The sequence below is a fragment of the Chengkuizengella marina genome, from assembly GCF_009910845.1.
Taxonomy (GTDB): domain Bacteria; phylum Bacillota; class Bacilli; order Paenibacillales; family KCTC-33759; genus Chengkuizengella; species Chengkuizengella marina.
This window is the reverse complement of record NZ_SIJB01000029.1, coordinates 184,779-198,962: the sequence shown is the minus strand read 5'-3', so window position 1 is coordinate 198,962 and position 14,184 is coordinate 184,779. Positions and strand designations below refer to the sequence as shown.

The following is a 14,184-nucleotide window of genomic DNA, read 5'->3' as shown; positions in this document are numbered from 1 at the left end:
ATTCATTAAAAGCATCATTTCACTTTATTTTCAATCAATATCGTTAAACTAATTAGAGAAACTAAAATTGTTGCACCCATATCAGACAAAATTGCAATCCAAAGCGTCAGCCATCCTGGAATCGTTAATAACAGTGCAATCAATTTTAAACCTAAAGCTAAAGAAATATTTAATTTTATCACCTTGTTTACCTTTTTTGAAATGGAGATGGCACTAGGTAGTTTTCCTAAATGATCCTGCATTAAGACGATATCTGCTGTTTCTATTGCACTATCTGTACCTTTTCCCATTGCAATCCCAAGCTCAGCTACTGCAAGTGCTGGTGCATCATTGATTCCGTCACCTATCATCGCAACACTTCCATTTTCATTTAAAGTTTTAATTTTTTCAACTTTCTGTTCTGGCAACAGGTTTGCATGAGATTCTGATACCCCAACTTGATTTGCTACTTTCTTAGCAGTTTGTATATGATCACCTGTCAGCATTACTGTTTTGATTCCTGCTTGGCGAAGTTTATCCATCACTGCTTTGCTTTCCTGACGGACCTCATCAGAAACTCCAAAAATCCCTAATACATGCTCTAAATCTGCGACAATCACTAATGTTAATCCTTGAGCTTTCAACTCATCAATATCCCTTAAAACTTCTTCATTGAAATTCAGATGTTCAATGCTCTTTTCATTGCCTAAAAAATACTTAATACCATCTACTGTTGCTTCTATACCACGTCCAGATAGAGTTTTGATTTCATCAGATTCTGAGAAACCAGCTCCAGCTTCCTCAACTTTTTTCATAATCGCTTTTGCTATAGGATGAGAGGATTTATTTTCAACTGCACCAGCAATGCTCAATAATCTGTTGTCGTACTCTACTATTTTTTCAACGTGTGGTTCACCTTTAGTTAAGGTACCCGTTTTATCAAATGCAATTGTAGTTATTTTACCTAATTGCTCTAAAAACACACCGCCTTTTACTAATATTCCATTTCGAGCATTTCGTGTAATACCAGATACAATTGCTATGGGTGAAGACAATATCAATGCACATGGACATCCTACAATTAAGACCGCCAAACCTTGATAAAACCATGTTCCCCATGTCCCACCAAAGAATAATGGGGGTAATGTCATTACTAAAACAGAAATAATCATAATGAATGGAGTATAATATTTTGCAAATTTATTAATAAATTGTTCAGTCGGGGTTTTAGTTTCCTGGGCTTCTTGAACTAGATGTAGTATCTTGGCTAATGAAGAATCTTCAAATGCTTTTGTTATTTTAATCTTTAAAACACCTTCATTATTAATACTTCCACCAAAAACCTCAGCATTCACTTCTTTTTCAACAGGCAACGATTCACCTGTGATAGCAGCTTCATTAACCGAACTGATGCCATCAACAACAATACCGTCAGAAGGAATTTTTTCACCTGACTTCACTAAAACGATATCATCCTTCTGCAGAACGTCAATTGGAACCACTTTTTCTACTTCATCTTTAATTAATACGGCTTCTTTAGGTGCGACCTTCAACAGCTTTTCCATTGACTTTCTAGCCTTTTCCATACCTAGACCTTCAAGATACTCATTAAAACCAAATAAAATGGCTACAAGTGTTGCCTCTTTCCATTCACCTATAGATATGGCACCAACTAAAGCAATAGTCATCAATGTATCAATATTAAATTTCAAACGAAATAGATTTTTAAGTCCTTTTATAAAAGTTTGATATCCACTCATGGTGATTGCTGTTAAATAAAATATAACGGACAGTATGTTTGGAAAAGAGGCCTCAAAAATGATGGTGAGTAAAAACAACCCTGTAGAAATCCCCAAAAATAGTTTTAACTTATTGTTATGAGTATGAGAATGATCATGTTGTTCCTCATTAGTAATTAAAGAAGCTCCGTCACTAGCTAAAATCTTCTTTACTTTAGAAATATTCGCTCCTTCATCTATCTTTAACTTAGAAGCATTGAATGAAATTGCAGCCGATTCTCCATGATCTAACTTTTTAATTTTTTCTTCCATATCTGCTGCACAGCTAGCACAACTTAAACCTTCTATTTTATATTCCTTCATACTTGTTCCTCCTCTTAGTTAGAAATAAATAAAGGAATGTTAATGCTTGTTAAAGATGCTGGGCATGGATAATTGCCTGCTCTAACAAATCCACTACATGTTCATCATCATGAGAATAATACATCGTTGTACCCTCTCTTCGATATTTTACTAATCGTAAGTTTTTTAAAAAACGTAACTGGTGTGAAACAGTGGATTGAAGCAATCCTAACTTTTCTGAAATTTCATTCACTGAATATTCTTGGTTCGTTAACAAATGTATAATGCGAATTCTAGTTGGATCGGACAAGGCTTTAAATGTTTGAGATACGATAAATAATGTTTCCTTATCCAATTCATTATAGTCATTTCCATTAAAATGATTATTATTTTCCTCAGTCAATTTAAACACCCCATTTATTATATATGCACATATGTTCATATTGTCACTAATTGTTTTTAAAATACCATAAAATTATACTAAACGTCAATTAATATAAAAGTCACAAATTATTAATCTATCCAAAGTTTATAAAGTTACAGGCACAAGTCCAATCAAGCCTTCAATTAAACTCATACAATATTATAATTAAAACAAGAAAGAAGGTGGGGTAATGACAGTTTTTGATGACAATCTCTGTGATTGTTGTGTTTGTCCAATGCAATGTGTGTTAAAGGAGTTAGTAGGGGTAAGTGCTTTACAGATATTAATTATTCCCAATACAATAGATGAAATTGTATTTCAACAAATTATAAACGTAGAAGATTTACTATTGTTTTCTACTGATCAAGTTATTCCAATAAATAATATTTTTAGTATTCGATTTCTAGACAATAATATTAGCGTAATTGATAATATAGAGAGTAAAATAAAACTAAAACCGACCAAAAATAGTAAAGGAGAATGTCGCTGTATAGAAAATTCAACAACTAATTTATTACAAACTATGATAGGGAAAGATGTGTCAAGAATTATACCGGGATTTAATTTACCAGGTACTATTATTGATGTAGGTAGGGGAATTGTTGTAGCAAGAGGTAATCCAGACAGAAGAGTTCTATCCTTTGTTTCTACTTGTAGAATAAGTAATATCATTCTTAATTAAATACACTTTCATTATAGTACCGTATACCCCATTCTAGTTTTCTTCTTAAAAACGTGGATGGAGTATACATACTGATTGGGGTTGAATATAAATCATACTGAAAGAGACATTCAATCTAATGCTTTTACTTGAACAGCACAGATTTTAAATTCTGGCATGCGGCTGATTGGAGCTAATGCATCATTCGTAATTCGATTAATAGCTAATTCTTTCCCCCAATGAAACGGAACAAAAATCGTTTTAGGTTGAATCCCTTCTGTAATTTTCACATGAAAATCAAGTGATCCTCTTCGACTTATAATTTTCATTTTTTGATTTGGAATCAAACCCATTTTTTGGGCTAACCAAGGATGTATTTCTGCAACTGGTATCGGAGATTTTTTGTTCAAAACCTCAGTTCTCCGAGTCTGGGCGCCACTTAAATAATGATTCGCAAGACGACCTGTTGTTAAAATATAAGGATATTCTTCATCTATTGGCTCAGCAGGTTTTTCTGGTTTAATGGCAAATATTTTTGCTTTTCCATCTTCGTGGTAAAACCTATTGTTAAACATCATGGGTGTCCCTGGATGATTTGACTCTGGACAAGGCCAAAACAAGCCTTTTTCCTCTTTCAAACGATCATAAGTCATTCCACCATAATCAGCTTTCCCACCTGCTGAAGCTCTTGTCAATTCATTAAATATATCTTCAATTGAATGATATTGAAAGTACTGCCCACGGCCTAATCTCTCAGCAAACTCACAAATAATTTCATAGTCTAGTGGATTTTCATTTGGAGTTTCCAATACTTTAGCCCTATGAAAAACACGACCCTCCAAATTTGTTAACGTACCTTCAGCTTCTAAAAATGAAGATCCGGGTAGCAACCAATCCGCATATTCTGCTGTTTCAGTTTCAAATAAATCTACTACAACTAATAACTCTAACCTTTTTAATGCTTGCTCGACCACAGCATTATTAGGACTCGATACAATCGGATTAGAACCTAATACAACCATTGCTTTAATCTCACCAGCATTGATTTTCTCAAACATCTCAAAAGCTGAGACGCCATTTCCAGGCAATTCACTTGGGGAAATTCCCCACACTTTTGCAACATGTGCTCGTGCTGATTGATCCTCTAACATACGATAACCGGGAAGTTGATCTGCTTTTTGACCGTGTTCTCTTCCCCCCTGACCGTTTGCTTGACCTGTGACTGCGCCAAAACCACAGCCTGATTTACCAATTTTCCCTGTAGTTAAACATAAATTAATATAATTTAATGTATTTTCTACACCGTTTATCTGCTGTTCCAACCCTCTTGCAGTGAATACAATTCCTGTTTTTGCTTTGGCAAACCCACGAGCAATTGTTCGAATTTTAGGAGCAAGGATACCTGTCATTTCCTCTACAACATCAGGAGTATATGGCTTTACCGTTTCTACTAACTCAGAAAATCCATTTGTTCTATTCTGCACAAACAGCTCGTCATACAGTTTTTCATTCACTATGACATTTAATAAAGCATTAACAAACATGGCATCAAAACCTGGTTGTAAACGTACATGAATATCAGCCAGTTTAGAAGTTTTTGTATTTCTAGGGTCTATAGTAACGATTACTGCGCCTTTTTTCTTTGCTGCTATTAAGTATGACATCATCGTTGGTTGGCATTCCGCAATATTAGTTCCTGCTAAAATAATGTATCTTGCATTCTCTAATTCAGTTAGAGGCAGTGTTAATCCTCGATCCACTCCAAATGCTTTATTTCCAGCTGCTGCAGCAGAGGACATACAGTACCTTCCGTTATAATCAATATATTTAGATTGCAACGCCACACGGGTAAACTTGCCTAATAAATAGGAAACTTCATTTGTTAAAGATCCGCCTCCAAAAACGGAAACTGAATCTTTCCCATGTTTGTTTTGTAACTCTTTCATTTTATTTGAAATTTGATCAAATGCTGTTTCCCAACTGGTAGTAGACCATTTCTTATCAACATTGCCATCTACTCTAACCAATGGCTTCCTTATACGGGATTTGTGTTCAACATGATCTAATGAATTTAACCCTTTTTGACAAAGCCGTCCAGTAGCTACAGGAAAATCATGACTGGGTTTAACTTTCATTCTTGATCTTTTTTCATTTTGAACAAGCTGCAAGCTACACTGCATACTACAAAAACAGCAGTGAGATTGATTAGATACGGGCTGGTTTTTTTTTGATTTTTTCTTTTTTTTAAACATCGTTAAAGCCATTTAACTCCCCCCCGTAAAATTACCCAAAAGTAACTTAACACAATCTTTCGATTCCATAAGTTAAGCAGTCACTTTCTTAATTTCATATATTCTCAATATTAGTAACCTATAAGAAGGATTCGATTAATGTTGCTAACTAGCGATTCCGCTTTTTTCTAATAAGGCAATATATACTTTTCCATTTTGAACGAATACATCAAAAGTTTTTACACATCCAGTGTCTGGTTTTTGCACTAAACCTGAAGATAAATCAATTTTACGATCATGTAAAGGGCAAAATACATATTCCCCACTTACGATCCCTTCTGCTAGAACACCATCTTTATGAGGACAGCGATTTTCAATCGCTAGTATTTTCCCATTCGTTAAACGAAAAATAGCTAACTCTTTTTCTTTAAAACGAACCGTTTTTCCTGAATTCACAGGTAATTCGTCATATTTGGCGACTTCTATCCATGATTTATCCTTATTTAAATTGTTCATTCCTTTCTTCCTCCTTTTTCATTTTGAAACGTCTATTTACTAATCACTTTGCTTCTATGACTTCATATAAATCCTTTTGGATTTTTTCATTTTCAACAGCTTGCTTCCAAGGATCTTTTAATACTGAGAGTGCCGTATCCATTCTTCCACAAAGCTCTTCACGTTTACTTTCATCTGCCAAAATATCTTGAATATGTTGGACTCCTAAGCGTTCTACCCATTCCGATGTACGTTCACCATATACTCCTGTTTCACGGTAGTATTGTAAATAAGCTTCTGTAAATTCTATAACTTCCTCTTCCGTTTTTACAGTGGCTACTAAATCACCCTTTCGAAGTTTAACACCACCATTTCCTCCAGCATACAACTCCCAGCCTCCATCAATAGCTACTACCCCCAAATCTTTAATACCTGATTCAGCACAATTACGCGGGCAACCGGATACGGCCATTTTCACTTTTGCAGGAGTATTTAAACGTTCAAATCGTTTTTCAATTTGAATCCCCATCCCCATAGAATCGGCGGTTCCAAATCGGCAAAACTCTTCACCAACACATGTTTTTACTGTTCTAATTGCTTTACCGTAAGCATATCCAGAAGGCATATCTAACTCTTCCCACATACTTGTTAAATCTTCTTTTTTAACACCTAACAAATCTATTCTTTGACCACCTGTGATTTTAACTTTAGGAACATTGTATTTTTCTGCAACTGTAGCAATCTTTTTCAAGTCTGCTGGATTTGTAACTCCACCATACATACGAGGTACTACAGAGTAAGTGCCATCCTTTTGAATATTCGCATGCATTCTTTCATTTACAAAACGTGAAGTGGAATCATCTTGATATTGCTTAGGATTCACCATGCCTAAGTAATAATTGATAGCAGGTCTACACTTAGAACAACCCTCTTCATTTAACCAACCTAGGACACTCATAACCTCTCGTACGTGAGAAAGCCCTTTCTCCTTTATCTGAGCTACGATTTCATCTTTTTCTAAATCTGTACATTCACACATTGTCTCTTTTTGTGCTGATTTATCAAATTCATCTCCCAATGTGTACTCTAATAAATCACTTACTAACGGTTTACATCCTCCACAAGAACGCGAAGCAGTAGTACAGTTTTTGACTTCTTCAATTGAACTTAATCCTTGTTCTTTAATCGCTGAACAAATTGTACCTTTACTTACACCATTACATCCACATATAATCTCATCCTCATTCATATCAGCTACACTTAAACCACTACTTCCATGATTACCTGGTTCTTGTAAAATAGCTGATTTTTCAAATCCAGTAATGTCTGTTTCATTTCGAATCATTTGCATTAATCTGTTTCCATCTGAAGTATCTCCAAATAATACTGCACCAACAATCTTGTTTTCTCTTATTAAGACCTTTTTATAAATACCTGAAAATTCATCTTCTATTTTAATCGATTTTGTATTCTCTCCATCAATAAATTCTCCACCTGAGAATACGTCTACACCAGAAACCTTTAATTTGGTATATACAACAGAACCTTCATACGGATTTGTATCTACACCAACAATTTTCTTAGCTAATACAGCACCTTGTTCAAATAACGGCGCAACTAAACCATATCCGATTCCTCTATGTTCTGCACATTCACCAACTGAAAATATATTTTTTACACTCGTTTCTAGAAAATCATTTACTACTATGCCTCGATTAACTTCAATACCTGCATCTACTGCAAGCTGTACATTTGGAGAAATTCCTACCGCCATCACAACTAAATCTGCATCAACTTTAGAGCCATCGGAAAACTTCAGCCCTTTCACTCTATCTTTTCCTAAAATTTTCTCTGTTTTTTTATTTAATAAAAAATTCATACCTTGAGACTCTAGTTTGTCTCGAAGCATTTTGGAAGCTGTACGATCCAATTGTCTTTCCATAATAGAGTCACAGATATGGACTACATCCACCTTCATGCCAAGGTTTAAAAATCCTCTTGCTGCTTCTAACCCTAATAGTCCCCCACCGATTACAACTGCTTTTTTGTAATTTTTCGCAGCTTCCATCATATATTCACAATCTTGAATGGTACGATAAGCAATAACTCCTTCTTTATCTGCACCTGGCAATGGTAGCATAAATGCACTGGACCCTGTAGAAATAATCAATTTATCATAAGATATTGTCGTACCTTTATCACTTGTCACTGTTTTTGTTGCTGAATTAATCCTAATGATGGTTTCCCCTGTATATAGTGAAATATTATGTTCCTCATACCATTCATAACTATTTATGACGATATCATCTACTTTGGAATCTCCTGCTAATACATAAGATAGTAAAATACGATTATAGTTTGGATGCGGTTCTGAACCAAATATAGTTATATCAAACTGATTTGGAGCTAGTTTTAATATATGTTCAACTGTATTCACACCAGCCATCCCGTTCCCTATCACTACTAGTTTTTCTTTTTGAGTCATTATTCACTCGCCCCTTCCTTATAGTTAAAGGTAAACAAAAAGAGACCTACCGATGTTTTAGTTATACATCAGATAGGCCTCGTTGCCATCTTTCATTTACAGACACCCCATTGTGTCATTCGTTATAACATTAAGAATTTATAAGGTAACAAATTCAATGTTTCAACAAAAACTACTTCTAAATGAAGGACTCGACTACATCTCCGAGAAACTCCGATAGGAGTTTTTGTTATTGTTAACACAATTATATGCCTTTTGAAGTCTTATGTCAAGTTTATTGACATAATATAAACGATTTGAAGTGAATTATTTCATATTTATTAAAAAAGAAACATTATGTGTTATATTGATGTAATGTATTATGCAACTACCTTTTCACCTGGTACTGTTTCAATCTCCATTGCTTGTTGTTCTATCGCTTCAACATCAGGTTCTTTTAAGAAGAAACATGCTGCGAAACAGACTAGAGAAGCACTACCGATGACTACAAAAAACGCCTGTGGACTTACAAAAGTAAGAATGGTTAAAAACGTAGTCGCACCTACATTACCATAGGCTCCAACCATACCTGCTACCTGACCGGTTAAACGCTTTTTAACTAATGGCACCATTGAAAATACAGACCCTTCACCTGCTTGAACGAAAAATGAACAAGTCATTGTTAAAGCCAGAGCTCCAATGATCGACCAACTAGAATTAACAAATCCCATGCACAAATATGTTATAGATAATCCAGCTACTAAAATAGTTAAAGTTCTTTTACGACCAAATTTATCACTCAACCATCCTCCACTTGGACGAGCCACTAAGTTCATAAATGCATAACTTGAAGCAATCATCCCCGCCTGTGTTACTGAAAGGTTAAATGTAGTCAGGAAAAATAATGGCAGCATAGATACAACTGCTAATTCAGAACCAAACGTACAGAAATATGCTAGATCTAATATCGCTACTTGTTTGAAAGAATACTTTTCTTTTTCTTGCACACCTTCTTTTATATGATCTTTGTTTACAGACCATATTTTATAACAATTTGTAACAAATAATAATGCTAGTAAACCATATATTAAACCTGATATAACAGAATTAATTAATCCTAACCCCTGCACTTTCCATGTAAGGACCCCTAAAATGACATACATTGGCAATGTCATCGCCATTAAAAAGATCATGTCTCCATAACTGCTAACTTCCAAAGCACCACTGCGTTTAGGACGTTTATATTCTCGACCTGGAGGAGTATCTTGCACAGATTTAAAATAAATAAAAGAATATGCCAAACTGACTAATCCAGTGAATCCTATTGCCCATCTCCAACCATTTTCCAAACCAAAAAATTGTTCCATAATGTAAACTGCGATTAATGGAAGTGTAAAAGCTGCTGCTGCAGAACCAAAATTACCCCATCCTCCATATATACCTTCCGCAATCCCTACTTGTTTTGCAGGAAACCATTCAGATACCATACGAATCCCAATGACAAAACCTGCTCCAATCATAGCAAGTAAAGTACGGGCAATAAAAAGCTGAACAAAACTATCTCCTAGTGCAAACATAAAACAAGGTATACTCATGATTGCCATAAGAGATGAGTAAACTTTACGAGGACCAAATCGATCAACTAACATTCCTATAATAACACGTGCTGGGATTGTTAAAGCAACGTTCATGGTTAGTAATACTCCAACTTCTTGATCCGTCAAATTTAAAGTTTCTTTAATAGTAGCAACAAAAGGGGCCATATTAAACCAGACGACAAATGTAATGAAAAATGCAAAAGTTGTTAACATTAAAACCTTAATATTTCCTTTGTATGGGTTGCCCGTTTTAGTATCCATACCAATCACTCCCTCATCAATTTTTCTCCAATTTGTAAATAAAACAGACACCCCATTGTGTCTACATCACCCTAAAAAGTCTTTAAAAAACAAAACCTACCCATAGAATGAACTTGCGAAAGAGGATCATTCTATAGGTAGGCACCTTTGCCTGCTGGCCAACTCAACACATCTTCGTGTTGAAACGTTTTTATTTAAAATTATTATATTTAAATTATAAACCCATGTCAACTTAATTCACACATTTTTATAAATATAAAATTTAATTTAAAATATGAAATTATGAAGTTAATCCTTCTTAAAACATTTGAAAACGCTCTCTTAAAACGTACATTAAAGAAAATTCACTCATTTTTGTTCGTTTTTTAAAGGAAAGACATAGACTTTTTTCATCTAACTATGTTATATTTATAACTAATTCATGTTAGTATATGTGACATAAAGTTGTCCTTTTAATAAAATAATCAATTTTAGTAGAAAAAATAACTTTGATGGGGGTATTTTTATGCTACAGTATTTTCTTCTCATCAACGATTCAAATGTGTTACAAATGGATGAGGAAAAAGTGAATTCAACTTCAAATTTCATTGAAACATTAAACACAATAGGCTATCGTGTCCAATCCATTACTACAAAAAAAAATATTGAAAAGAAAGATTTAAACCCCATTGATGCAGTTATTTTAAGGGTTAAGATATCTGATTTATTTGGGTGGTCCCAAAAGATTATATCTATAAAAGATGTGCCTCTTATTTGGTGGTGTGATTCTTATACTTCAGAAAATAATGAATGTAAACTAAATTTAGGGATTGATGGTATCATCTTTCCTCAAATGAAACCAGCTGAATTGCATTGGAGTTTTCATCTTTGTGCTAATCAACACCAACTAAAAACACAGTGGAAAAAAGAACGTCAGCAATTATTGTCTAAATTAGAGGAGCGAAAATGGATCGAACAAGCAAAAGGAATTATTTCTAAGATGAAAAATATCTCTGAAGCAGAAGCCTATGAATTTTTACGCAAACAAGCTATGAACGATAGAAAGAGAATAGCAGATGTAGCGATTTCAATCGTTAAGGTTCATCAACTACTTAATGAATAATTGGGAGGGGAATAAATGATTTCATTATTAAAGGAAGTGGGTAGAGGAAAACGGAGTGCTAAAGATTTATCTTATAAAGAGGCATTAAGAGCTGCTGAAAATATTTTAAACGGAAGAGCTACACCTTCTCAAGTTGGCGCCTTTCTCATTGCAGAACGTATAAAAATAGAATCTCTAGAGGAACTTCAAGCATTCATTGAGGTATGTAAATTACATTCCCTAAGGTTTCCCTTGGAAAACAGCATCGATTGCGCTGGTCCTTATGATGGGAGAAAATCTTCATTTTTAGCAACTGTACCTACCTCATTTGTATTAGCTGCCTGTGGATTGCCAGTTACATTACATGGGAGTAAAACCCTACCCCCTAAATTTGGAGTTTCTTTATATGATGTTATGAATGAATTATGTAATGACGGTAATATTTCAAATAAAAACCTTCTAAGAGGTGCTGATGAAGGGGGTGTTTTGTTTATTGAAACTGAAAAATGGTGCCCTCCACTAGAAAAACTAAGAAATATTAGAGAGGAAATAGGATTAAGAACTATGTTTAATACCGTAGAAAAATGTCTGCGCTTCTCTAATTCATCTTATATGGCTATCGGTGTCTTCCACGGTACAATATTTGAAAAAATAGCTAACCTGCTCACCAACTTAGGTGTTGAAAAAGGAATCATTATTCAGGGAATGGAAGGCTCGGAAGACATTTCTATTGAAAAACAGACCAGAACTTTAATTGTAGAAAAAGGACAACATGATTTGTACATCATTGATCCTGAGGTACTTGAACTACAGTGCGAACTCCCAGAAGTGAGTTGGACAGTTGAAAAACAAACTTCAACAATGTTAGACGTATTGAAAGGAAACGCCCCACTTCCATTTCACAATTTGGTTATTTTAAATAGTGCAGTGAGATTGTGGATTGCAGATAAAGTCGACTCCATTGAACAAGGTATCTACAATGCCCGTCATGTTTTGGAACAAGGTTTGGCTTGGAAACAATATAATAAATGGATTCGTGCGATTCATTAGCCTTTATTTGACAAAATTATTTCTCGGGAAATATGATTTGACAAAATATTTCACACTTTGTCCTTTGATCTCCTATCACTTTTTATTTATGATTAAAAGTAAGGAAAGGATCTATATTGAGAAAATGTCTGGGGGCAATTTTATGTCAAACCATAGGAATTTTGTGCTTTTTGCATTTAGTCTCATTTTCATATTTACAACAGCTTGTGCTCAGAATACATCTGAATCGGATACTGTGGACAAAAACTCATCAGAATATAAAATTTATAAAAAAAATCAATGCATTTCATGTCACGGCACTGATTTAGAAGGTCGTATGGGGCCGTTATCTAACCTACAGCAAGTTGGTTCTCGATTAGAAAAAGAAGAAATCAGAAGTATACTGCTTCAAGGAAAAGAAGAAACTCATATGCCTGGTTATGAGGGTATTATAGAAGAAGAAAACATTGAAATTCTATCCGATTGGTTATCTGAAATGGAATAACATTAAAAACCATCCATTTGACATGAACTGCATCTCCAATGTTAGATTGTGACTAACTTTATGGAGGCACTTCAACCTCGGATGGTTTTTGTGCACCGACAGTAAAATTAATCATTCAAGATTTCAACTACTACAAATGCTGCTGCCATCGTAACACTATGTGTAATGCTGATATGTATTTTTGATTCGGATGAAATACCAAAAAATTCTAAAATTTGCCCTGAAATATGACATATTGGTTTTCCTAATTCATCTGGGACAATATTTATGTCTTGAAAACCAATTTTTTTACCGATCCCACACCCAAGTGCTTTTACAACTGCTTCCTTAGCTGCGAATCTTCCGGCGATAAATTCAACTCTGTTTTTTTCACGTTTCATATATATGTTTTTTTCCTGGGGAGTTAAAATGCGGTTCACAAATTTTTTGCCATGATTTTTATTTACGACATTTTCTACCCTTGATATTTCAATAAGATCATTACCGATGCCATATATCATAATCAACCTAAATTCCTGGAATCAGATTTCTTTTATGTTCAGTATTTTTGTATAACTGTTCCAATTTTTCTCTAACTTTAGCATCTACTTCTTTTCCTTCAAGAAAATCACTGTTATGTTCGTAGGTAATGCCTAACTCTGTTTCATCTGTTTGACCAGCCCACAAACCAGCTGTAGGAGCTTTTTCAATAACGGTTTTCGGTACACCTAGCTTGCTAGCCAACATTCTAACTTGTCTTTTAGATAACGTACTTAGAGGAGTAATATCTACTGCACCGTCCCCATATTTCGTGAAAAATCCTGTGAGTGCTTCCGATGCATGATCCGTTCCTACAACAAGTAAATTTCTTTCAAAAGCTAAAGCATATTGCATGACCATACGAGTCCTTGCTTTCACATTTCCTTTTCCTTTAATACTTATATGTCTGGAATCTCCAATATTCTTTAATGCATATTCTACTTCGAGAGCAATTTCATCTACGGCTTCTTGAATATTTGTTTCTGTAACTGATTCTAATTGAAAAGCTTTTGCAACGGCATAACTATCTTCGATATCTTCTTGTTCAGCATAAGGTTGAAAAACGCCTAATGTTTCATAAGGTTTTCCTGTTTCCTTGGCTAACTCATCTGTAGCCATTTTACATAAGCCTGTAGTAACAGCACTATCTACTCCACCACTAATGGCTATTAGAAGACCTGTTGTTTTTGACTGCAATATGTACTCCTTTAAGAAGTTTACTCTTTTGCGAATTTCCTCATCCACATCAATTTCAGGTTTAACTCCTAACGCAGCAATGATTTCTCTTTGTATACTCATTATCCATCACCTCAAAAATGTTATAAGACATAATCTATATATTTATAAACTTATTAAT

12 protein-coding genes are annotated in these 14,184 nt (G+C 34.5%); 4 read left to right on the top strand and 8 right to left on the bottom strand.

Annotation, left to right across the window (positions count from 1 at the left end; translation table 11 throughout):
• Positions 1–14: 14 nt before the first annotated feature.
• Positions 15–2,081: a heavy metal translocating P-type ATPase gene (locus ERL59_RS14465; RefSeq protein ID WP_160646934.1), complete on the bottom strand. Its 2,067-nt coding sequence runs from the start codon at positions 2,079–2,081 to the stop codon at positions 15–17.
• A 49-nt stretch (positions 2,082–2,130) separates the two neighbouring features.
• Complete coding sequence (locus ERL59_RS14460) at positions 2,131–2,463, bottom strand: ArsR/SmtB family transcription factor (protein ID WP_235929902.1); 333 nt, start codon at positions 2,461–2,463, stop codon at positions 2,131–2,133.
• 211 nt (positions 2,464–2,674) lie between these two features.
• Between ERL59_RS14460 and ERL59_RS14455 the strand changes: the two genes are divergently transcribed.
• Positions 2,675–3,166, top strand: coding sequence for a hypothetical protein (locus ERL59_RS14455; protein ID WP_160646932.1), 492 nt, complete (start codon positions 2,675–2,677; stop codon positions 3,164–3,166).
• A gap of 110 nt (positions 3,167–3,276) precedes the next feature.
• Here ERL59_RS14455 and ERL59_RS14450 read toward each other — a convergent pair whose 3' ends face one another.
• The 4 genes from ERL59_RS14450 to ERL59_RS14435 all read right to left on the bottom strand — a co-directional run bounded on the left by ERL59_RS14450 (position 3,277) and on the right by ERL59_RS14435 (position 10,194).
• Positions 3,277–5,409, bottom strand: coding sequence for a molybdopterin oxidoreductase family protein (locus ERL59_RS14450; RefSeq protein ID WP_160646931.1), 2,133 nt, complete (start codon positions 5,407–5,409; stop codon positions 3,277–3,279).
• Between the two features lie 132 nt (positions 5,410–5,541).
• Positions 5,542–5,892, bottom strand: a complete 351-nt coding sequence (gene nirD / locus ERL59_RS14445; RefSeq protein WP_160646930.1) for a nitrite reductase small subunit NirD — start codon at positions 5,890–5,892, stop codon at positions 5,542–5,544.
• 43 nt (positions 5,893–5,935) lie between these two features.
• Entirely contained in the window at positions 5,936–8,356 is a 2,421-nt protein-coding gene (gene nirB / locus ERL59_RS14440; RefSeq protein ID WP_160646929.1) for a nitrite reductase large subunit NirB, read from the bottom strand.
• Between the two features lie 359 nt (positions 8,357–8,715).
• Positions 8,716–10,194 carry a NarK family nitrate/nitrite MFS transporter gene (locus ERL59_RS14435; RefSeq protein ID WP_160646928.1) on the bottom strand — a complete coding sequence of 493 codons (1,479 nt, stop codon included), beginning with the start codon at positions 10,192–10,194 and terminating at the stop codon, positions 8,716–8,718.
• Between the two features lie 505 nt (positions 10,195–10,699).
• Between ERL59_RS14435 and ERL59_RS14430 the strand changes: the two genes are divergently transcribed.
• From ERL59_RS14430 to ERL59_RS14420, 3 genes are all read left to right on the top strand, one after another.
• Positions 10,700–11,296 carry an ANTAR domain-containing response regulator gene (locus ERL59_RS14430; RefSeq protein WP_160646927.1) on the top strand — a complete coding sequence of 199 codons (597 nt, stop codon included), beginning with the start codon at positions 10,700–10,702 and terminating at the stop codon, positions 11,294–11,296.
• A 15-nt stretch (positions 11,297–11,311) separates the two neighbouring features.
• Positions 11,312–12,325 (top strand): anthranilate phosphoribosyltransferase, encoded by a 1,014-nt coding sequence (locus ERL59_RS14425; RefSeq protein ID WP_160646926.1) that lies wholly within the window; start codon positions 11,312–11,314, stop codon positions 12,323–12,325.
• Between the two features lie 142 nt (positions 12,326–12,467).
• Positions 12,468–12,809 carry a c-type cytochrome gene (locus tag ERL59_RS14420; RefSeq protein ID WP_160646925.1) on the top strand — a complete coding sequence of 114 codons (342 nt, stop codon included), beginning with the start codon at positions 12,468–12,470 and terminating at the stop codon, positions 12,807–12,809.
• 107 nt (positions 12,810–12,916) lie between these two features.
• On the opposite strand, the gene acpS is transcribed toward ERL59_RS14420, so the two are convergent.
• Together acpS and nadE are read right to left on the bottom strand one after the other, a co-directional pair.
• A complete protein-coding gene (gene acpS, locus ERL59_RS14415) occupies positions 12,917–13,309 on the bottom strand; it encodes a holo-ACP synthase (RefSeq protein WP_160646971.1) in 393 nt (130 codons plus the stop codon).
• 7 nt (positions 13,310–13,316) lie between these two features.
• Positions 13,317–14,126, bottom strand: a complete 810-nt coding sequence (gene nadE, locus ERL59_RS14410; protein ID WP_160646924.1) for an ammonia-dependent NAD(+) synthetase — start codon at positions 14,124–14,126, stop codon at positions 13,317–13,319.
• Between the last annotated feature and the right edge of the window lie 58 nt (positions 14,127–14,184).

Excerpts from the sequence above, each read along its gene's own strand:
- nadE (WP_160646924.1), bottom strand. The coding sequence starts at position 14,126 with ATGAGTATACAAAGAGAAATCATTGCTGCGTTAGGAGTTAAACCTGAA.
- ERL59_RS14455 (WP_160646932.1), top strand. The coding sequence starts at position 2,675 with ATGACAGTTTTTGATGACAATCTCTGTGATTGTTGTGTTTGTCCAATG.
- ERL59_RS14435 (WP_160646928.1), bottom strand. The coding sequence starts at position 10,194 with ATGGATACTAAAACGGGCAACCCATACAAAGGAAATATTAAGGTTTTA.
- ERL59_RS14465 (WP_160646934.1), bottom strand. The coding sequence starts at position 2,081 with ATGAAGGAATATAAAATAGAAGGTTTAAGTTGTGCTAGCTGTGCAGCA.
- ERL59_RS14425 (WP_160646926.1), top strand. The coding sequence starts at position 11,312 with ATGATTTCATTATTAAAGGAAGTGGGTAGAGGAAAACGGAGTGCTAAA.
- ERL59_RS14420 (WP_160646925.1), top strand. The coding sequence starts at position 12,468 with ATGTCAAACCATAGGAATTTTGTGCTTTTTGCATTTAGTCTCATTTTC.
- acpS (WP_160646971.1), bottom strand. The coding sequence starts at position 13,309 with ATGATATATGGCATCGGTAATGATCTTATTGAAATATCAAGGGTAGAA.
- nirB (WP_160646929.1), bottom strand. The coding sequence starts at position 8,356 with ATGACTCAAAAAGAAAAACTAGTAGTGATAGGGAACGGGATGGCTGGT.
- ERL59_RS14450 (WP_160646931.1), bottom strand. The coding sequence starts at position 5,409 with ATGGCTTTAACGATGTTTAAAAAAAAGAAAAAATCAAAAAAAAACCAG.
- ERL59_RS14430 (WP_160646927.1), top strand. The coding sequence starts at position 10,700 with ATGCTACAGTATTTTCTTCTCATCAACGATTCAAATGTGTTACAAATG.
- nirD (WP_160646930.1), bottom strand. The coding sequence starts at position 5,892 with ATGAACAATTTAAATAAGGATAAATCATGGATAGAAGTCGCCAAATAT.